Source organism: Haloterrigena sp. KLK7, from assembly GCF_037914945.1.
Lineage (GTDB): Archaea > Halobacteriota > Halobacteria > Halobacteriales > Natrialbaceae > Haloterrigena > Haloterrigena salinisoli.
The window spans coordinates 3,039,685-3,059,610 of the sequence record NZ_CP149787.1; the positions used below are offsets into that span (position 1 = coordinate 3,039,685).

The window sequence follows — 19,926 nt, forward strand, 5'->3', positions numbered from 1 at the left end:
GGTGCTACGGGACCCGACTCGAAGAGGCTGTGCCCCATCAATGCAAGGTATCGACGCGATCGCGACGGATCGCCCCGCAGCCGTCGACTCGAGTCGCGCGGCGCTCGAGTGCCGGCCTAATCGCGACGCGGATCGTCACCGGGACCGCAGTTACCGAACGACCGTCACGGGAACCGGCGAGTGTCGCACGACGACCTCCGCGACGCTCCCGAGCAGGAACCGTTTGACACCCGAGCGGCCGTGACTTCCCATGACGATGTGGTCGACGGCCTCGGTCTCGGCGAACTCGACGATCTCCTGAGTGGGGGTGCCGAGTCGCGTCCGGGTCTCGATCGGGACGTCGCGCTCGGCGGCGAGCCGTTCCGGGGTCTCGAGGCGCTCCTCGACGTCGCCGAAGACGGTCTCGACCGTCTCCGCGACCTCGTCCTCGTCGCCGGACGCGGTGTTGGGAATCGCCGGCACCGACGAGGTGTCGACGACGGTCAGGGCGACGAACTCGCCGTTCGGAAACAGGTCGATGGCGTACTCGAGGGCCTCGCGGGCGCGCTCGGAGTCGTCGAAGGGAACCAGAATGCGCGACATGAGATCGGTAAGTACGGTATCGCGCTCCGACGCCTTGAGTCCTGCACCGTCGCGGTCGATCGGACGTGAACGGTCGTCGATCGTCGTCGGTCTCGTGGCGGCGGCGCCCTCCGCCGGCCAATCGGGCCGCTCACAGCGCGAGGTACGGGCCGACGCCGAGGAGCACGACGCCCAGCGCGACCTTCAGCTTCTCGGGGTCGATCATGTGGGCGACCTTCCAGCCCGTGACGACCCCGAGCAGGAGCGGCGTCCCGATAACGACCGCCAACGGGAGGAGCACGTTCCCCTGGAGGGCGTAGCCCGCGGCCGCGAAGGTCGCGATGAAGATCGACTGGACCTGCGCGACGGCGACGGCCAGCAGCATGGGGACGCCGACCAGTACCAGCGCCGGCACCGCGAGCACCGGGCCGCCGATTCCCAGCAGGCCGCTGCAGATCCCCAGTGCGAACCCGAGCCCGGCCAGCGCGAGTTGGCCCTGCCGCTCGAGCGGCTCGAGATCGTAGAGGGCAGTGAACCCGCGGCGCTCCCTGTAGAGGATGACCCCGCCGACGCTCATCGAGACGCCGCCGAGCAGGACGCCGAACACCGAGCGCGGGACGAAGGCGTTGACGGCGGCGCCGACGAGGGCCCCGAGGATACTCGAGGCGCTCAGAACGACGGCGATGGCGCGACTCTCGCCGGTCTTCATCTCGCCGGAGTGGAGGTAGGCGGCGCTGCCGACGAGGCCGGTGACGACGAACGTCGCGTGGGCGGTGCCGGCGACCTGGCTCGAGGCCAGCGGCGTCAGCGAGTAGAGCGCGATCGTGACGAAGATGCCGCCCGGGCCGATGGTCGTGATGCCGATCCCCGAGAAGAAGGCGATCGACACGAGCAACAAGACCAGCGAGAGGTCGAAGGGGAGTCCGAGCATCGCGGGGCGTTATCGGGCCGATTAGCTCGGGGATTGTGACTCTTCCGATTGACCGTTCAGTGTCGCTACCGGTGAGATATCGGAAATTCGGATGAGAAATCGAGAGCCGAGTTTCGACGCGACGCGACGAACCGAACGCGGGCCGTCGGCGTCCGACCTCGGGGTCTCGAGTCCGTACCCGGATCTCGTAGCGGATCCCGCGGGGCTACTCAGAGGATCCCGATGATCGTCTCGTAGAGCGACTGGATCGTCGTGGCGCTGCCGATCAGCAGGACGAGCCCCGCGGCGACGAACGCGGCGTTTTCGTACCAGTCGACGTCGTAGAACCGGTTGACGGCGCCGATGAGCGCGAAGACGGTCACCGGCAGACCGATCGCGCCGTTGACCGCGGGCATGATGATAGCCATCTCGACGGGCCCGAAGCCGGTGTAGACCAGCAGCGGGAGGGCCGTGGCGGCCGAGACGGTGATCAGACCGATGACCGTGCGTCGGAACCGGAAGTCGCCGAACACCGTGTGGCGGCCGAGCGATTGCGGGATCATGAATCCGGCGCCGAACAGCGTCCCGGTCGCGGAGGTGATGCTCGCGAGGAAGACGGCGATCATGAACACGAGGAGCGCGCCCTGCCCGAGGATGTCCGCCAGCGGCTGTCCGGGCCCGGTCAGCGTCATCTCGCCCTCCGCGAGCGTCACCGCGGAGACGATCATCACGAAGCTCCCGATGAGCAGCGTCGTCGCGATCCCGGCGGCGTTGTCCCGGCGGTACTTCCAGACGTCGGTCCACTCCTTGGTCGGCTGGATGCTCGACTGGATGAAGAAGTTCGGCCAGTAGACGGTCGTCCCGAGCAGGGCGATGACCGTCGTGAGGTAGCCGATATCGCTGTTCAGCGCGGGCTGGAGCCCGGCGGCGACCGACTGCCACGGCACGTCCAGGCCAGCCAGCAGGAGGCCGTACGAGCCGAAGACCGCGAAGACGGCGGCCGCGATCGCCGCCTCGATGCGGTCGTAGACCTTCAGCTGGACGATGGCGATCCCCGCGCCGCCGGCGAGGACGATGCCGACGATGACGTTGTCGAGCCCCGGCAGGAGCCAGGCCAGCGCCGCGCCCGCGACGGCGTAGTTCGAGACGGCCCACAGCGCCGACATCAGCGAGATCGAGATCACGAGCACTCGTCCGCCGATCGGGACCGCGTCGACGATGTAGTCCGCCAGCGGTTCGTCGGCCACGGCGAGGCGGGCGCTCATGTCGTGGAGCGCGATGTCGATGAGGAAGGCCAGCGGGAGCACCCACAGCAGGGAGAACGCGAAGTTGGCCCCGGCGTCAGCGAGGATGTACACCGATCCGGCACCGAAGACGTTCGCGGCGAACAGCACGCCCAGCCCGTACCTGTAGAGGGCGCCGTGGATCGTCTCGCCGCCGGGAACGACGTCGACGATCGTGGACGTCGAGGAGGGCGCCGACTTCTCACTCATTCGCGATCACCTCCGCGGTCCCGGTCACCGTCGCGTCGGGCCGGCGTGACAGGGAACGAGTACTCGTACGCGATGCCGTCGTCGTTCGAACGGATGCACGTTTCATGTGTCAGTGAGCGGGAAACGCATCTATCGGCTCCCGTCAGCAACCGAGCGCGGTCGCATGCGCCAATCCGAGACTCCCCAGTGGCGCGTCGCGTGCCTCGCTTCACTCCGTTCTGGGGATATCCAGCAAGGAGAGTCGCTGCCCGGCAGGTGAAGGCGCCATATGAAACCGATCCGGTACGAATCGATCGGGCGGTCACGGGAGCGATCCCGAACGAGCGTCCGCCGGCATCGCCGGTACGATGATCTCGAGTGCCCGATAAACCACTCACGGCGATACCAATCGTCACCCTCGCGACTCGAGCGGACCAAAAACGTCTTCCCGCCACCGCAGCTACGAACGTGTAACCGAATCAATGTGTAGTGAGTCGACGGACCTCGAGGACGGGCGGGAGACCGGTGGGAGCGACGGCGCCGGAACCGACGTCTCTGGAACGGCCGCCGACCTCGAGAGAGGTGGGGCGAACGACGCCGCGAGGTCCGAGTCGGCGGCGCCGGCGCTCGCGGTCGAGGGGCTCTCGAAGACCTTCGGGAGCGGCGACGAGGTCGTCACGGCCGTCGAGGACGTCTCCTTCACGGTCGAGTCCGGCGAGGTGATCGGGCTGCTCGGTCCCAACGGCGCCGGCAAGACGACCACGATCAAGTCGATTCTGGGACTGCTCCTCCCGGACGAGGGGGCGGTTCGGATCCACGGCATCGACGTCTACGACCGTCCCAAGGCGGCCTACGACCACGTCGACGCTATGCTCGAGGGGGCGCGCAACGACTACTGGCGGCTCACCGTCCGGGAGAACCTGCGGTACTTCGCGGCGATTCGGGGCCGAAACCCGGACGCCCTCGCGGACCGCCACGACGAACTGCTGGAGCGACTCGACCTCGCCGAGAAGGCCGACACCGCCGTCCGCGACCTCTCGCGCGGGATGAAACAGAAGGTGTCGCTCGCGAGCGTCCTCGCGGGGGACGTCTCCGTGGCCTTCCTCGACGAACCGACGCTGGGGCTCGACGTCGAGAGTTCGCTGACGCTCCGGCGCGAACTCGTCCGGCTCGCCGACGAGCGCGGCCTGACGCTGGTGGTCTCGAGCCACGACATGGACGTCATCGAGGCCGTCTGCGACCGCGTGATCATCATGAACGAGGGCCGGGTCGTCGTCGACGACACCGTCGAGAACCTGCTGGCGGCCTTCGAAACCCAGGGCTACCGAGTCACCGTTCGCGGCGCCGACGGGTCGGTCCTCGCCGCTCTCCGCGAGCGGTTCGACGTGAGCGACGTCGAGCGCCTCGAGGACCGCACGCGGTTCGCGGTGGCGGCCGACTCCGAGGCGTTCTACCGGCTGACCGACGCGCTGGAGGACCACGGGCTCGAGGTCGTCGCGGTCGATACCGTCCAGCCCGACCTCGAGGACGCGTTCGTCGAACTGACCGGCGGAGGCGGGACGGAAGCGGGGAGCACCGATCGGGCTTCGAATCACGGAGCCGGGGCAGATCTCGGGGGTGAGACGCGGTGAGCGTCGATGCTCGGTCCGGACGGACGGGTGGCTACTATCACCTGCTGCGGGCCGTGATCGTCCGCGATCTGCTGATCTGGATCCGGTACCCCGTCAACGCCGGCATGCGACTGTTCATCAACCTGCTGTTCTTCGGGATGGTGCTGTACGGCGGCACCCTGCTGGCGGGTCAGGCGATCACGGACTCCCTCGAGGGGCTGATCGTCGGCTACTTCCTGTGGACGCTGTCGACCGGCGCGTACTCGGGAATCGTCGGCGACATCCAGTCCGAAGCCGGCTGGGGGACCCTCGAGCGCCACTTCGTCACGCCCTTCGGCTTCGGGCCGGTGGTGCTCGCCAAGGCGGTGGCGATCGTCTTCCGAACGTTTCTCACGTCCGCGGTCGTCCTCGCGGCGATGCTGCTGGCGACCGGGACGCGACTCGACCTCCACCTGCTGACCGTCGTCCCCGTGGCGACGCTGGCGATCGCCTCCGCGCTCGGACTCGGGCTCGCCATGGGCGGACTGAGCGTCCTGTACAAGCGGATCTCCAGCGTCGTCAACCTCCTCGGGTTCGCGTTCGTCGGGCTGATCACGGCGCCCGTCTTCGACGTCCCGTGGCTGGCGGCGCTGCCGCTGGTCCAAGGGAGCGCGCTGCTCCAGCTGGCGATGCGAGGCGGGGTTCGGCTCTGGGAGTTCGATCCCGCGGCGCTCGCCGTCCTCGTCGCGACGGCCGTCGGCTATCTGGCGATCGGATACGTCGTGTTCGGGTTGGCGACGAGGCGCGCTCGACGGCTGGGCGTGCTCGGGGACTACTGACTGCCGTCCGCGCCCCAGTCTCGCGCCGGTCGGCTTCGGCGAATATCTCCGGTTCGCTCGCCGAATCGGCGACGGAAACGCGACTCTCCGAGTTATTCCCCGTATCGGGCCGCAAGGAACCAGAGACAATTGCCACCTACAAGCCGTGTGTCAAGAATTCTTATATATGGGGGTCCCTTACCCGAGGTGAAGGTCTCCCACGACCAGAGAACCAATGCAAGGGCAATCCCAACAGCAGGCGTACGACCGCGGGATCACGATCTTCTCCCCGGACGGACGCCTCTACCAAGTCGAGTACGCTCGCGAGGCCGTCAAACGCGGCACCGCGAGCGTCGGTATTCGCACGCCGGACGGCGTCGTGCTCGCAGCAGACCGCCAGGTCAGTTCGTCGCTCATGGAGCCCTCGAGCGTCGAAAAGATCCACAAGGCCGACGACCACGTCGGTATCGCGAGCGCCGGTCACGTGGCCGACGCGCGCCAGCTCGTCGACCTCGCTCGCCGACGCGCACAGGGCGAACAGCTCCGGTACGGCCAGACGATCGGCGTCGAGACGCTGACGCGGGCCGTCACCGACCACATTCAGGAGTACACCCAGACCGGCGGCGCGCGCCCGTTCGGCGTCGCCTTGCTCGTCGGCGGTATCGACGACGGCGAGCCGCGCCTGTTCGAGACCGACCCCTCGGGGACGGACTACGAGTGGCAGGCGGCCGCGATCGGTAGCAACCGCAACGAGATCCAGGAGTTCCTCGAGGAGAACTACCGCCCGGACGCCGACCTCGACGCGGGCATCGAGCTCGCGCTCCGCGCGCTCGGGTCGGCCGACGACGACCCGGTCAGCGCCGAGAACGTCGACCTCGCGACGATCGATACGGAAGACGAGACGTTCCAGACGGTCTCCCAGGAGCGACTCGAGTCGATCGTCGCCGAGATCGACCAGCCGGAGGAGGAGAGCGATGAATAACTGGACCCAGGGATCGACCCCGCAGGGGGACGACCCGTCGCCGTACGAGCCCGAGCTCGGGTCGCTCCCCGACGATAGCCGGGGAGACGAGCGCGGCGATACCGTCAACAAGACCGGGACGACGACCATCGGCATCGCGACCGACGAGGGCGTCGTGATCGCGACGGACATGCGCGCCAGCCTCGGCGGGCGGTTCGTCTCGAACAAGAACGTCCAGAAGGTCGAGCAGATTCACCCGACCGCCGCGTTAACGCTCGTCGGCTCGGTCGGCGGCGCCCAGTCGTTCATCCGAACGCTGCGCTCCGAGGTCAACCTCTACGGGTCCCGACGCGGCGAGCCGATGCCCATCGAGGCGCTGGCGACGCTGGCGGGCAACTTCGCCCGCGGCGGCCCGTTCCGAGCGATCAACCCCATCCTCGGCGGCGTCGATAGCGAGGGCAGCCACGTCTACAGCATCGACCCCGCCGGCGGCGTCATGGAGGACGACTACACCGTCACCGGCTCCGGGATGCAACTCGCCTACGGCCTCCTCGAACAGGAGTACGAGGAGGGCCTCTCGCTCGAGGAGGCACAGTCGGTCGCGGCCCGTGCGATCAAGAGCGCCGTCGAGCGCGACACCGGCTCCGGCAACGGCGTCTTCCTCGCCGAAGTCACGGACGAGGGCGTCGACATTCAGGGCCACGACGACTTCGACGCGGTCATCTAGGCGTCCGCGTTCCGTTCTCATCGCGGTTTCCCTCGTCGCCGCGCCGTTCCCCTCACACCGTTTTGGCTCGCGCGCGAGCGCGTACACGTGACTTTTATTAGGAACGGGCGGCTATCCGAAAGCAGGTTTTACATGTCCCAGGAAAGCGAGTACGGCGCAGGCCAAATCCAGGTCCTCGAAGGCCTGGAGGCCGTGCGGAAACGGCCGGCGATGTACATCGGCTCTACTGATTCTCGAGGACTTCACCACCTGGTCTACGAGGTGGTGGACAACTCGATCGACGAGGCACTGGCCGGTCACTGCGACGACATCACCGTCGCCATCAACGACGACGGATCGGTGAGCGTCGCCGACGACGGCCGCGGGATCCCCGTCGACACACACGACGAGTACGATCGCCCCGCTCTCGAGGTGATTCTCACGGTCCTCCACGCCGGCGGCAAGTTCGACAACAAGTCCTACCAGGTCTCCGGCGGACTCCACGGCGTCGGCGTCTCGGTCGTCAACGCCCTCTCCGAGCGCCTCGAGGCCGAGGTGAAACGCGACGGCGGCGTCTTCCGCCACGCCTTCGAGGCGGGCGAACCCGTCGGCGACATGGAGCGCGTCCGCGACATGGAGCCCGACGAGGAGACCGGCACGCAGATCCGGTTCTGGCCCGACACGGGCATCTTCGAGGGCGACGAGTTCTCCTTCTCGACGCTCTCGAACCGCCTCCGGGAACTCGCCTTCCTCAACTCCGGCGTGCGCATCACGCTGAGCGACGAGCGCGAGGAGCTCCACGACGAGGACGCGCCGATCGAGGAGACCTACGAGTACGAGGGCGGCATCCGCGAGTTCGTCGAGTACTTAAACGAGACGCGCTCGGCGATGCACGACGACGTCATCTACTTCGAGGCCGAAGAGCAGAACATCCAGGTCGAGGTCGCGATGCAGGCCACCGAGGAACTGCAGGGCTCGATCCACGCCTTCGCGAACAACATCAACACCCGCGAGGGCGGCACCCACCTCACCGGCTTTAAGACCGCGTTGACCCGGACGGTCAACGACTACGCGAAGGACAACAACATGCTCGGCGACCTCGAGGACAACCTCAAGGGTGAGGACATCCGCGAGGGCCTGACCGCCGTCATCTCGGTCAAACACCCCGACCCGCAGTTCGAGGGGCAGACGAAGACGAAACTCGGTAACTCGGAAGTGCGGGGCATCGTCGAGAGTTCGATGCACGAGGGGCTGGGCACCTACTTCGAGGAACACCCCGACACCGCCCAGGCCATCGTCACGAAGGCCGTCGAGGCCGCGAAGGCCCGCAAGGCCGCCCAGAAGGCCGAAGAGCTGACTCGGCGGAAGTCCGCCCTCGAGTCGACGTCGCTGCCCGGGAAACTGGCAGACTGCCAGACCAAGGACCCCGACGAGGCCGAACTGTTCATCGCGGAGGGCGACTCCGCCGGCGGCAGCGCGAAACAGGCACGGAATCCGGACTTCCAGGCGATCCTCCCCATCAAGGGGAAGATTCTGAACGTCGAGAAACACCGTCTCGACCGCATCCTCGAGAACGACGAGATCCGGAACATGATCACCGCCATCGGCGCGGGGATCGGCGACGAGTTCGACGTCGAGGACGTCCGCTACAAGAAGATCATCATGGCGACCGACGCCGACGTCGACGGCGCCCACATCCGGACGCTGCTATTGACGTTCTTCTACCGCCACATGCGTCCGCTGCTCGAGGGCGGCTACGTCTACGCGACCCAGCCACCACTCTACCGGATTCGCTACCGCGGTGAGACCTACGACGCGATGACCGAGCAGGAACGCGACGAGATCGTCGAGGAGAAATGCGACGGGAACCCGTCGCAGGTCCAGCGGTTCAAGGGACTGGGGGAGATGAACCCACAACAGCTCTGGGACACGACGATGGACCCCGACAACCGCATCCTCAAACAGATCACCATCGAGGACGCCGCGGCGGCGGACAAGATGTTCTCCGTCCTGATGGGCGACGCCGTCGAACCCCGAAAGCAGTTCATCAAGGACAACGCGCCGGAGGCCGAATGGATCGATATCTAACGAAATTTTGCTCTGCGGGCGCGACGTAGCCGCGCCCTCGGCAAAATTTCGATCAAAAGCACTCCTCCCTCCCCTGCGGGTCGGTCGTCGGCCCGCTCGCGAGTTCGCTGCGCGAACTCGCTCACGGATGCAGTGCTTGACACCAACCTCACGCAATCAACGCACCCCACGAAACCCAATGACACATGAGCTCAGACGTACCCGATCCGACTGACGTACAGGCACGAGCGGTAGAGAACGTCCGCATCGAGGACGAGATGGAGCAGTCGTATATCGACTACGCGATGTCCGTCATCGCGGGTCGCGCGCTCCCCCGCGTCGAGGACGGCCTGAAGCCCGTCCACCGGCGCATCCTCTACGCGATGCACGAAATGGGCGTCTCCTCGGGGAGCAGCCACCGCAAGTCCTCCTCGATCGTCGGGGAGACGATGGGTGACTACCACCCCCACGGCGACAGCGCGATCTACGACACCCTGGTCCGGATGGCCCAGGACTTCTCGATGCGTTACCCGCTGGTCGACGGTCAGGGGAACTTCGGTTCGATGGACGGCGACCCGGCCGCCGCCCAGCGATACACCGAGGCGCGCATGTCCTCGATCTCCGAGGAACTCCTCGAGGACATCGACAAGGACACCGTCGACTTCTCCGCGAACTACGACGACCGCCTGCGCGAGCCCGACGTGCTCCCGGCGGCGTTCCCGAACCTGCTGGTCAACGGCTCCTCGGGAATCGCGGTCGGGATGTCGACGAACATCCCGCCGCACAACCTGGGGGAGATCGTCGACGCCACGATCGAACTGATCGACGACCCTGACGCGACGGTCGAGGACCTGATGGAGCACGTCAAGGGCCCCGACTTCCCCACGGGGGCGAACATCGTCGGCCGCGACGCCATCTACTCGGCCTACAAGACCGGCCGCGGGCGCCTCCGCGTGCGCGCCGAGTTCGAGGTCGAGGAGTGGAAGAACGGCCGCGAACGGATCGTCGTCACGGAACTCCCCTTCCAGGCCAACAAGGCCCGCCTCGTCGAGCGCATCGCCGAGGACGTCAACGAGGGCGAGATCGAGGGCATCTCGGACCTGCGCGACGAGTCCGACCGCGACGGCGTCCGCGTCGTCATCGAACTCAAGCGCGGCGCCAACACGGAAGTCGTCAAGAACCGCCTGCTCGAGAACCACTTAGAGCGGACCTTCGGCGTCATCAACCTCGCGCTGGTCGACGGCCAGCCCCGCGTGCTCTCGCTGAAGGAGACCTTAGAAGAGTACGTCGCCCATCGCCGCGAGGTCGTGCGCCGGCGCAGCGAGTACGACCTCGAGGAGGCCGAGGACCGCGCACACATCCTCGAGGGGCGGCTGACCGCCGTCGAGAACGCCGACGACGTCGTCGAACTGATCCGCAACAGCGAGACCCGGTCGGACGCGAAGGAGAACCTGCAGGACGCCTACGACTTCTCCCAGGATCAGGCCGACCACATCGTCCGGATGCAGCTGGGCAGCCTCACCTCGATGGAGACCGCCGAGATCGAGGAGGAGTACGAGGAGGTCCAGGCCGAGATCGAACGGCTGAACGCGATCCTCGAGAGCGAGGAAGAGCTGCTCTCGGTCATCAAGGACGAACTCCGCGAGATCAAGGACGAGTACGGCGACGACCGCCGCACCTCGATCGTCGAGGATCAGGGGACGGTCACCCACGAGGACCTCATCCCCGAGGAGGAGGTCTTCGTCGTCATGACCGAAGACGACTACGTCAAGCGGATGCCCATCGACCAGTTCGACCCCCAGGGTCGGGGCGGCAAGGGCATCATCGGCGCGGACGTCAAGGAGGGCGACCGCGTCTCGACGGTGTTCCGCGCGAACACCCACGACTACCTGCTGTGCTTTACCAACCAGGGGAAGGTCTACCAGCTCAAGACCTACGAGATCCCCGAGATGGGCCGGACGGCCCGCGGCAAGTCGGCGGTCAACATCCTCGATCTCGACGCCGGCGAGGACATCACGGCCATCGTCGACACCGACGCCTTCGGCGACGGCGAGTTCGTGACGATGGCCACCCGACACGGCTACGTCAAGCGAACCGGCGGCGAGGAGTTCGACAACATCCGCTCGACGGGGATCATCGCGGCCGATCTCGAGGAAGGCGACGAGCTCGTCGACGTCGAGGTCACCGACGGCTCGCAGGACCTGGTCATCGCCACCGAGGGCGGCATGACGATCCGCTTCGACGAGGACGAGGTCCGCGCGATGGGCCGCAACGCCCGGGGCGTCAACGGGATCAAACTCCAGGACGACGACGCGGTCGCGGGACTGGTCGCGACCGACGAGGACGACGGCCAGGCGCTGCTGACCGTCACCCGGAACGGGTACGGCAAGCGGACTCGGCTCTCCGAGTACCGCACGCAGTCGCGATACGGAAAGGGACTGATCGACATCAAGACGGGCGACCGAAACGGCCCCGTGACGGCCGTCAAGGCCGTCGACGACGACGATCAACTGGTGATGATGAGCGAGGCCGGACAGATCGTCCGGACGCGCGTCGACGAGATCTCGACGGTCGGGCGCAACACCATGGGCGTGATCGTCATGGACGTCGAGGACGGCGACGCGGTCGCCAGCGTCGACGACATCCCGGCGGCCGCGGCGGCCGATGCCGACGACGACGCTGCTACGGACGCCGACGAGAGCTGATCTCCGCGACGATCGGCCCGGGTGTCGGGCCGGTCGAGCGGGCTAGCGGAGTTCGCTGTTTTTCCCGATCGAGCGGCCATCTGAATCGGATCTCGAGTCGATGAGCCGAGACTCGAGTCAGCGCGTCGGCTCGAGGCGGCTCGAAGCGGCTCGAGACGGCTCGAAGCGAGTGGGTGCGCGACAGAATATCACGCGAGCGAGCGGTCGCTGGGAACCGCAGAGAGCGGAGAAATATCGAGAGCGATCGGCGGCCGCCGTCAGTGGGACGGCTCTTCGGCGGGGGCGACCATGTCTTCGATCCGCAGGATGAGGATGTTGTTCGTGTCGTCCTTGCCGTCGACGCGGCCCTCGATGAGGAGCTTCGACAGCGGGGTCGGGCCGACGGTGACGGCGTCGTCCTCGTGGATCTCGCCCATCGATCCCTGCATGTGGATCTCGGCGCGGCAGAGTTCGGGGTGGTGGACGCTCGAGAGGTCGATCTCCTCGACGATGACGTCCTCGATGGGTTCGCCCTCGTGTTCGATCGGAACCGAGGCGGGATCGTCCATCTGCTGGATCTCGAGGGCCTCGTAGGCTGAGGCGGTCGGTTTGTACCCGCCTTTCGGGCCGGGTACGCCCTCTACGAGCTGGAGGGCTTTGAGACTCTGCATCTGATTGCGGATCGTTCCGGGGTTACGGTCGACCTGTTCGGCGATGTCCTCGCCTTTGATGGCGGCTTCGGACTCCTTGTGCAGATTCGTCAATGCACGGAGGATTTTCTTCTGGCTGGGGGTGAGTTCGATGGATGACATACTGAATCGTTCGTAATTGATTTCCTTAAACCCGACGGGTGAGCCGGGAGTAACGCGGTGATTCCGTCGTTAGAACGCGCCCTAGTAAGGTGTTTTGTTTCGGTGATCGACGGCTGGCACGCAACTGCATACCAGTACCGATTCGGGCCGCGACGAGTCGACCCTCGTTCGGGAGGGCGACGAGACGTCTCGACGAGCAGCCGGGCGAGAGCGCCGACGGCGACGCTCCGGTCACGGATCGCCGTCACCGTCGTCGGACACTCGACGCTTCATCGAGAGCGGATTAGAACGAGTCTAAACGAACCGCGGGGGCGGTTCGGTGGACGAGCAGACACGACAGCGAACTACTGTTCGATTTCCCGCGGTTCGGAGACGCGAACGTGATGGGCGACGGACTCGGGCAGCGAGACGTCGGTATCGTGGTCGCTCGAGCGGGCGGTGATCATCCCGAAGGGGGCGACCTCGACGATCTCGAGTTCGACGCCGGGTCTGACACCGTGCTCGGCGAGATAGGAGAGGACCTCGGCGTCGCGGTCGGCGACCTCCTCGACGACCACGACGTCGCCCGCCGAGAACGACGTGACGGACTCGCCCTCGGGCCGTTCGGGCGGCTCGAGGTCGGCGCCGGGAATCGGCGCGCCGTGGGGGTCGACCGCCGGCTCGCCGAGGACGTCCGCGACGCGGGCCTCGAAGTCCTCGCTGATGTGGTGTTCGAGCCGGTCGGCCTCCTCGTGGACCTCCGCCCAGTCGTAGTCGAGGTGTTCGGTGAGGTAGGCCTCGAGCAGCCGGTGGTGGCGGACGACCTCGAGGGCGACGGTCTCACCTTCGTCGGTCAGCGTGACGCCGCGGTACTTCTCGCGGTCGACGAGCCCGCGCTCCTCGAGCTTGTCGAGCATGCTGGTGACGGTCGGCGACGTGACGTCCAGCTCGTCGGCGATGGCCGACGTCTTGATCCGCTCGTCGGTCTCGCGCTGGAGCTGGTAGATCGTCTTGAGGTAATCCTCCATCACGTCGCTCAGCATCATCGTAGTCGGATTTAGACGGGTCTAACCCTAAACCTGTCGCCGTCTCGATCGCCACCGTCAAACCGCCGCGGATCGAACTCGAACTATGAGTACGACCGTCAGGATCATCGGCGCACCGATGGACTACGGGGCGGACCGTCGCGGCGTCGACATGGGACCGTCGGCTATCAGATACGCCGAAGTGGCCGATCGCCTCGCGGACGCCGACGTCACGGCCGTCGACGACGGCGATCTCTCGATTCCGCGAGCCGAGGAGCGCGATCCGAACACCGACGAGCCGATCGAGGGGACGGCGAAGTTCCTCCGAGAGGTCGAGGATGTCAGTACGCGGCTGGAAGAGCGGGTCGCGGACGCGCTGGCCGACGGCGAGTTTCCGCTCGTGCTGGGCGGAGACCACTCGGTCGCGATCGGCTCGATGCGCGGCTCGGCCCGCGAGGCGGACCTCGGCGCGATCTGGTTCGACGCCCACGCGGACCTCAACACGCCCGCGACGTCGCCCAGCGGCAACGTCCACGGGATGCCGCTTGCCGCGACGCTGGGACGAGGCGCCTTCGGCGACCTCTCGTGGGCCCACGCGCCCCGCGTCCGCGAGGCGTCCATCGCCTACGTCGGCCTGCGGAGCATCGACGAGCGCGAGCGCGAACTCGTTCGAAACAGCGAGATGACGGCGTTCACGATGGCCGACATCGACGAGCGCGGGATGACCGCCGTCGTCGAGGACGCGCTCGACGTCGCGACCGACGGCACCGACGGCGTCCACGTCAGCCTCGACCTCGACTGGGTCGATCCCAAGACGGCCCCCGGCGTCGGGACGCCGGTCCGCGGCGGCGTCACGTATCGGGAGGCCCACGCCGCGCTCGAGACCGTCTCGGAACGCAACGCGGCCGAGGGGATCCTCCGCTCGATGGACGTCGTCGAGGTCAACCCGATTCTCGACGAGGGCAACGAGACGGCGACCATCGCGGCCGAACTCACCGCGAGCGCGTTCGGGAACCGAATCCTCTAGCGGACAGTTGTCGACGCGGAGATAGTATCCGGCGACTACACGTTGCGTGAGAATACCTACCACGTGCGTGAACGTTCCAACACCTTTGTATCGGAGGGTTTCGGAATAGGAGATATGACTGAGAACGTCGTCGTACTCGGAGCCGGTTACGCCGGTGCCGGTGCGATCAACAAGCTCCAGTCGGAGCTCGGGGGCAACGCACGGCTGACCTGGATCGCTGACGTCGACTATCACCTGGTTCTTCACGAGTCCCACCGCGTCATTCGGGACCCGGACGTCCGTTCGGACATCACCTTCCCGGTCACCCAGATCGCCGACCCGTCGACCCGGTTCATCCAGGACGAGGTCGTCGGCCTCGACGTCGACGACCAGGTCGTCGAACTCGCCGACAGCGAGGACGTCGAGTACGACTACGTCCTCGTCGGACTGGGCAGCCAGACCGCCTACTACGGCATCCCCGGCCTCGAGGAGCACTCGCTGACGCTGAAGAGCCTCGACGACGCTCTCGACATTCACGACGCCGTCAAGGCGGCCAGCCAGGAGGCGACCCGCGGCGAGCCCGCACAGGTCGTCATCGGCGGCGCCGGGCTCTCGGGCATCCAGACCGCCGGCGAGATCGCGGAGTTCCGCGACAACCACCGCGCCCCCATCGAGATCCACCTCGTCGAAGCGCTCGAGGAGATCTTCCCCGGCAACGATCCGGAAATCCAGCAGGCGCTGCGCGACCTCCTCGAGGAGGCCGGCGTCCAGATCCACACGGACGACCCGATCACCGAGGCCACCGAGGACCACATCGAGTTCGACGAGGGCGAGCCCTTAGACCACGACGTCCTCGTCTGGACCGGCGGCATCACCGGCCGCGACGCGATGGACGACGCCGACCTCGAGAAGGAGCACAACCGCCTCAACACCGAGGCCAACTTCCAGACCTCCGACGAGCGCGTCTTCGCCATCGGCGACTCGGCGATCATCAACCAGGGCGACCAGCCCGCGCCGCCGACGGCCCAGGCCGCCTGGCAGGCCGCGGAGGTCGCCGGCGAGAACATCTCCCGGGCCATCGAGAACCGCCCGCTGCGGACCTGGGAGCACGAGGACAAGGGGACCGTCATCTCCGTCGGCGACAAGGCCGTCGCCCACGAGGTCAAGCCGGCCCTCGGAATCTCGCTGCCCGTCGACACGTTCGGCGGCGTTCCCGCGAAGAACCTGAAGAAGATGATCGCCGCCCGCTGGATCGCGGACATCACCTCCTGGAACGAGGCCCGCAAGTCCTGGTCGTCGCTGTAAGCGACGCGGTCAGCGTTTCGAGTACGATCTCGACCCCTGCTTTTTCCGCCGGTCGTCGCAGTTTCCTCGCGGCTGCGAGCGACCGGCGTCTCCCGATGTGACTCGCAGCCCGTTCGTCGATCAGCCGTCGGTCCCGTCGGCGGATCCGAGCCCGACGTCACCGGAGTCGGTCTCGTCGTCCCCCGTTTCGCTATCGTCGGCTCCGGAGTCGGCATCCGCAGCCGTCTCGGCGCTCGCGTCGTCCGCGGCACTCGAGCCGACCGGTTCGGCCGGAACGCCGGCCACGGTCGTTCCCGGTGGCACGTCTCGGGTGACGAGCGAGTTGGCGGCCACCCGCGCGTTCGCGCCGATCTCGACGCCCGGGAGGACGATCGCGCCGGCGCCGATCATCGCGCGTTCGCCGATGACGACCTCGCCCGTGCGGTACTCGTCCTGGAGGAACTCGTGGCAGAGGATCGTCGCGTCGTAGCCGACGATCGCCTCGCGCTCGACGGTGATCAACTCCGGCCAGAAGACGTCCGGCGTGGCCTCGAGCCCCCAGGAGACGCCGGGGCCGACGGTGGCGCCGAGCCGGCGCAACAGCCACCGCTTCAGGCGGAGGCTCGGCGAGATCCGGATCAGCCAGACGGCGACGTAGGCGATCGCGACCCGGAGCGGGTCGCGCGCGCGTGTCCAGTCGGCGAGCGAGTTGCCCGGCCCCACGGTCGGATGGTGCCGGATGCGGTCGTGGCGCGAGTCCGTCTCGTCGGTCACTGTCCGCGACTATGCGGCATCACTACATGAAACCGATCGACTCGGGACGGCCGCCCCTCCGAACCTCGACCGTTCCGTGGACGGACGATAACGGAACGTCTCGTTCGTAGTCAAGTCGTGACGAGTCGCGACCGGTACGCTTCCGGGACCGTTCGGTTCGGAAGAACAACTGTCCGTTCCCTAACTGGTGAGGCACAATGATTGTTCTGAGTCGTTTCGTTGGAACACTCGTTATGCCGCCCCAGCCTGAGTCACTCGAGCGGGAGACCGTTCACTCACTGCTCGCCGATCGCGTTCGCGAGTACCTGCTGTATCACCTCTCGACCGTCGACCGCACGACGGTTCCCGACGCCGCCGAACGGCTCGCGGTCTGGAGCCGGGAGGCGTCCGAGTTCACCGCGCGCGGACGGGACGGCGTCGCCCTCCAGCTAGTTCACAATCACCTCCCGCGACTCGCCGAGTACGACGTCGTCGTGTACGACCGCTCGAGCGACGTGGTGGTCACCGGACCGAACTTCGCGGACCTCGAACCGTACGTCGAACCGATCGAACCGCCGCGCGTCTAGGTCGGGCGGCGTCAGTCAGTCGTCTCGGCGGCGGCTTCGTCGGCGGTGAGACGGGCGTGTTCGACCGTCCGGTCGTCCGTCGGCCCGACGCGGCGTCGGAACGCGTCCCCTGAGAGCGCACAGCGGTAGGCGGGCTTGTACATCATGTTCTCGCCACCGGCGCGGACGGCCCAGTCGGTCGCGACCTCCTCGCGGAGGTAGTACTGCGACCGTTCGTTGCCCGGTTTGGTGTAGTAGTCGCTGAGTCGGATCGGGTGCCGATCGAACAGACCGCCGGGCTCGCGGCCGTCGATCAGGACGACCGGTTTCTCGAGGTAGAGCTCGCCGTCTCGGGCGCGTTTCGCGTGGGCGTTGTCCGGGTGCGCTGCCAGGATCGCCTCGCGGTCGGCCCGCGACTGGGCGGGGTCGACGACGTCGACCCGGTCGACGGTGAAATAACCGATCAGGTAGCGGTGGGCGCGGTCGCCGTCGGGGCGTCGCAGGCCAGTGTAAAACCCGACGACGTCGCCTGGCTCGAGGGCCCGGAGGCGGTCGACGTAGCCGCTGGTGCGGTGTTCGCCGTAGGTCAGCGCCGCGAAGTTGGGGTCGCGGTGGAGGGGCCACGACTCGAGGGCGTCGCCGGCGACGGTCCGGTCGGCGTCGCCGATCGGCTGGGGGGCGATCCGGGTCGTGAGGTCCGCGGCGGTGCCGTCGGTCGCGCGCAGGTCCCACGAGCCGAGCGTTTCGGTCTCGTCGGTCTCGGGGGTCTTCTCCGGGATCGGGACGTACTCGAAGCGCCCGTCGTCGTACAGGGGGGCGAGCGCGCCCAGGTTCGTGGTATCGGCACCGACGCCGGCGAGGACGACCGTCATCGTGCGAGGGTGTGCGTCGGACGACCCTAACGGCACCGGTTGCCGCGCCGAACGCGCCGGGAACCCTCGAGGCGGGCCCGTCGTCCCGCCGGTCGATCGCGCGGTCGCTACCGGGTCGACGACCGCGAGGCGTAGAACAGCGGGAGCGACGGGACGAGAAAGAGCGCGCCCGTCACGGCGATGGCGATCCAGACCGTCGACAGCCAGGCGCCGGGGACCAGTCCGGCGACGTCGAGGACCCAGCGGACGCTGTCGCAGCCGACGAGCGGCACCGTCGCGACGTAACAGCGCAGGCCCCAGCCGACGACGCGGTAGAGCGCGGTCTTCGTGACCCGGGGCGGACGGACGTCCTCGAGGTCGACCATCAGCGCACCACCGTCCGATCGAGGACCGCGGCGGCGTCGTCCGCGAGGTGGGTGCGAGCGACGAGTCGGAGTTCGACGTCCCGCGTCGCGTCCGGGTCGACGTCCTCGCGGACCGTGACCGAGTCGCCGGTCGCCTCGCGTCGCTGGGTCAGTTCGGCGGTCGCCCGGGGCGGCGTCGTCCCCTCGAGGTCCCCGACGAGAACGGTGCCGAGCGCGGCCGAGCAGCCGACCGCGGCCCCGACGATCACGAGCACGCCCGGCATCGGACTGCGAGCGCGACCGTCGGGGGAGTCGAGCGGGACGGCCGTGGCAGCCGTCGCTAGTCCCCACTGATCGGGCGGGCTCGAATCTATTCGCCGATCGAACGGCTCGAGCGTCGGGCGACGGGGTCGACGGTCGCGGGGTCGGAGGGGTAGCTCGAGGTCCCAGCGGACGATACTCTCGGAACGTTTCAATTCCTGTTACAGAGTTATCATAACCGGCAGAATTATTATCGAGTCGATCGTTGGATTAATCGATCCCGGAGCCGATATCCTGGACCGCGACCGGGATCGACTCGAGTGGAGCGCCCCTCCATCGAACCCTGGTCAGATCGTGTCGACGGGTGCTTCACCCGTTTTCGACTGCGGCGTCGGGTCACAGGAGTTCGAAAGTGGTCCGTTGAGGTCGTCGGATGACTCGAGTACCGTCCTCTCGAACTGTTCGGAGTCAGCGATACAGTAACACTGCAATGTGGTGGCTCCAATAGCGATGACGGAACAGACGACACACTGACTCCTTCCGCGACCGATAGTGGCACCGTGAGATAGCGGCGACGCCGAGGCGCACACTCTCAGCGAAGCCGCCTCGTCCTGGAGTTCTCTGTCTCAAACGACGCGTCGGTCACCGCACTCGAGTTCAGTAGCCGCGTGCAGTGATCGACCAAAATGGTTAGGGCCGAAGGTGAATACGTGGCCCGGTGTATCGAGAAATTGGGTGAATACAATGGAAGACCCCGAACGGGTCGTCGCCGTTTGCGACCGTTGCGGATCAGTGTACGCCGCCAAGGTCCTGCTCTCGGGCCAAATCCGTCCGATCGGAACGCAAAACTGCTCCTGCGGGAACGAAACCTTCCAAAAACTCCAGTAAGAGGGATCGCCGCGACGCAGCCTGATCGACGTTCGTCTCCGCGACCGATCCAGACTTCGTAGCCTCAGCCACACCGATCTCTACGTAAACACCCACCCAATAGAGGGAGCCCGCTAATCGATGTGGGACGGCTCTCTTCTAGTAGAGCCATGAGAGTACGATGCCCGGAGTGCGAGACGATGCTGGACGAACCGACTGCGACGACCGCCGTGGACACCACAGTCTACGCGGACGTGGCCTGCGTCGAGTGCGAGACGAAGTGGTCCCAGCAACTGTAACGGATCCCAGTTCACCCAGCGGTACCACTTTCAGTGCGACTCGCAGCGCTCGAGGACAGTTGTACCATCGTCTCTATCAGCCAGTGCAAA

General features: G+C 66.9%; 19 protein-coding genes. 10 read left to right on the forward strand and 9 right to left on the reverse strand.

The features are described from left to right. Positions 1-150: 150 nt before the first annotated feature. The 3 genes from WD430_RS14990 to WD430_RS15000 all read right to left on the reverse strand — a co-directional run bounded on the left by WD430_RS14990 (position 151) and on the right by WD430_RS15000 (position 2,964). On the reverse strand, positions 151-582 hold the full coding sequence (locus tag WD430_RS14990) for a universal stress protein (protein ID WP_339103233.1): 432 nt from the start codon (positions 580-582) through the stop codon (positions 151-153). Positions 583-712: 130 nt separating this feature from the next. Further along, entirely contained in the window at positions 713-1,492 is a 780-nt protein-coding gene (locus WD430_RS14995) for a sulfite exporter TauE/SafE family protein (RefSeq protein ID WP_339103234.1), read from the reverse strand. A gap of 209 nt (positions 1,493-1,701) precedes the next feature. Further along, entirely contained in the window at positions 1,702-2,964 is a 1,263-nt protein-coding gene (locus WD430_RS15000) for a divalent metal cation transporter (RefSeq protein ID WP_339103235.1), read from the reverse strand. Positions 2,965-3,425: 461 nt separating this feature from the next. Here WD430_RS15000 and WD430_RS15005 point away from each other — a divergent pair, with 461 nt between their 5' ends. The 6 genes from WD430_RS15005 (at position 3,426) to gyrA (ending at position 11,789) form a co-directional block, all read left to right on the forward strand. After that, a complete protein-coding gene (locus WD430_RS15005; RefSeq protein ID WP_339103236.1) occupies positions 3,426-4,574 on the forward strand; it encodes an ABC transporter ATP-binding protein in 1,149 nt (382 codons plus the stop codon). After that, on the forward strand, positions 4,571-5,371 hold the full coding sequence (locus WD430_RS15010; RefSeq protein ID WP_339103237.1) for an ABC transporter permease: 801 nt from the start codon (positions 4,571-4,573) through the stop codon (positions 5,369-5,371). The genes WD430_RS15005 and WD430_RS15010 overlap by 4 nt, the downstream gene beginning before the upstream one ends. A 214-nt stretch (positions 5,372-5,585) precedes the next feature. Further along, a complete protein-coding gene (psmA, locus tag WD430_RS15015; protein ID WP_339103238.1) occupies positions 5,586-6,332 on the forward strand; it encodes an archaeal proteasome endopeptidase complex subunit alpha in 747 nt (248 codons plus the stop codon). Next, positions 6,325-7,038 (forward strand): archaeal proteasome endopeptidase complex subunit beta, encoded by a 714-nt coding sequence (gene psmB, locus WD430_RS15020; protein WP_339103239.1) that lies wholly within the window; start codon positions 6,325-6,327, stop codon positions 7,036-7,038. Before psmA ends, psmB begins: the two co-directional genes overlap by 8 nt. 132 nt (positions 7,039-7,170) lie before the next feature. After that, positions 7,171-9,105: a DNA topoisomerase (ATP-hydrolyzing) subunit B gene (gene gyrB, locus WD430_RS15025; RefSeq protein WP_339103240.1), complete on the forward strand. Its 1,935-nt coding sequence runs from the start codon at positions 7,171-7,173 to the stop codon at positions 9,103-9,105. Positions 9,106-9,290: 185 nt separating this feature from the next. Further along, positions 9,291-11,789 carry a DNA gyrase subunit A gene (gyrA, locus tag WD430_RS15030; RefSeq protein ID WP_339103241.1) on the forward strand — a complete coding sequence of 833 codons (2,499 nt, stop codon included), beginning with the start codon at positions 9,291-9,293 and terminating at the stop codon, positions 11,787-11,789. A gap of 257 nt (positions 11,790-12,046) precedes the next feature. Here gyrA and WD430_RS15035 read toward each other — a convergent pair whose 3' ends face one another. Continuing rightward, positions 12,047-12,580: an Rrf2 family transcriptional regulator gene (locus WD430_RS15035; protein WP_339103242.1), complete on the reverse strand. Its 534-nt coding sequence runs from the start codon at positions 12,578-12,580 to the stop codon at positions 12,047-12,049. 344 nt (positions 12,581-12,924) lie between these two features. Next, entirely contained in the window at positions 12,925-13,605 is a 681-nt protein-coding gene (locus WD430_RS15040; protein ID WP_339103243.1) for a metal-dependent transcriptional regulator, read from the reverse strand. A gap of 85 nt (positions 13,606-13,690) precedes the next feature. Here WD430_RS15040 and rocF point away from each other — a divergent pair, with 85 nt between their 5' ends. Next, a complete protein-coding gene (gene rocF, locus WD430_RS15045; RefSeq protein WP_339103244.1) occupies positions 13,691-14,611 on the forward strand; it encodes an arginase in 921 nt (306 codons plus the stop codon). A gap of 114 nt (positions 14,612-14,725) precedes the next feature. Further along, positions 14,726-15,895 carry an FAD-dependent oxidoreductase gene (locus tag WD430_RS15050; protein WP_339103245.1) on the forward strand — a complete coding sequence of 390 codons (1,170 nt, stop codon included), beginning with the start codon at positions 14,726-14,728 and terminating at the stop codon, positions 15,893-15,895. Positions 15,896-16,015: 120 nt separating this feature from the next. Here the strand turns inward: WD430_RS15050 and WD430_RS15055 are convergent, their stop codons facing one another. Further along, positions 16,016-16,648, reverse strand: coding sequence for an acyltransferase (locus WD430_RS15055; protein ID WP_339103246.1), 633 nt, complete (start codon positions 16,646-16,648; stop codon positions 16,016-16,018). A 233-nt stretch (positions 16,649-16,881) separates the two neighbouring features. Here WD430_RS15055 and WD430_RS15060 point away from each other — a divergent pair, with 233 nt between their 5' ends. Next, positions 16,882-17,214 carry a hypothetical protein gene (locus WD430_RS15060; protein ID WP_339103247.1) on the forward strand — a complete coding sequence of 111 codons (333 nt, stop codon included), beginning with the start codon at positions 16,882-16,884 and terminating at the stop codon, positions 17,212-17,214. Between the two features lie 11 nt (positions 17,215-17,225). Here the strand turns inward: WD430_RS15060 and WD430_RS15065 are convergent, their stop codons facing one another. The 3 genes from WD430_RS15065 to WD430_RS15075 form a co-directional block, all read right to left on the reverse strand. Further along, positions 17,226-18,065, reverse strand: a complete 840-nt coding sequence (locus WD430_RS15065) for a hypothetical protein (RefSeq protein ID WP_339103248.1) — start codon at positions 18,063-18,065, stop codon at positions 17,226-17,228. Positions 18,066-18,172: 107 nt separating this feature from the next. Next, positions 18,173-18,430, reverse strand: a complete 258-nt coding sequence (locus WD430_RS15070; RefSeq protein WP_339103249.1) for a hypothetical protein — start codon at positions 18,428-18,430, stop codon at positions 18,173-18,175. Further along, positions 18,430-18,693 carry a hypothetical protein gene (locus WD430_RS15075; RefSeq protein WP_339103250.1) on the reverse strand — a complete coding sequence of 88 codons (264 nt, stop codon included), beginning with the start codon at positions 18,691-18,693 and terminating at the stop codon, positions 18,430-18,432. The genes WD430_RS15070 and WD430_RS15075 overlap by 1 nt, the downstream gene beginning before the upstream one ends. Positions 18,694-19,707: 1,014 nt before the next feature. Here WD430_RS15075 and WD430_RS15080 point away from each other — a divergent pair. Next, complete coding sequence (locus tag WD430_RS15080) at positions 19,708-19,836, forward strand: hypothetical protein (protein WP_339103251.1); 129 nt, start codon at positions 19,708-19,710, stop codon at positions 19,834-19,836. Positions 19,837-19,926 lie beyond the last annotated feature (90 nt).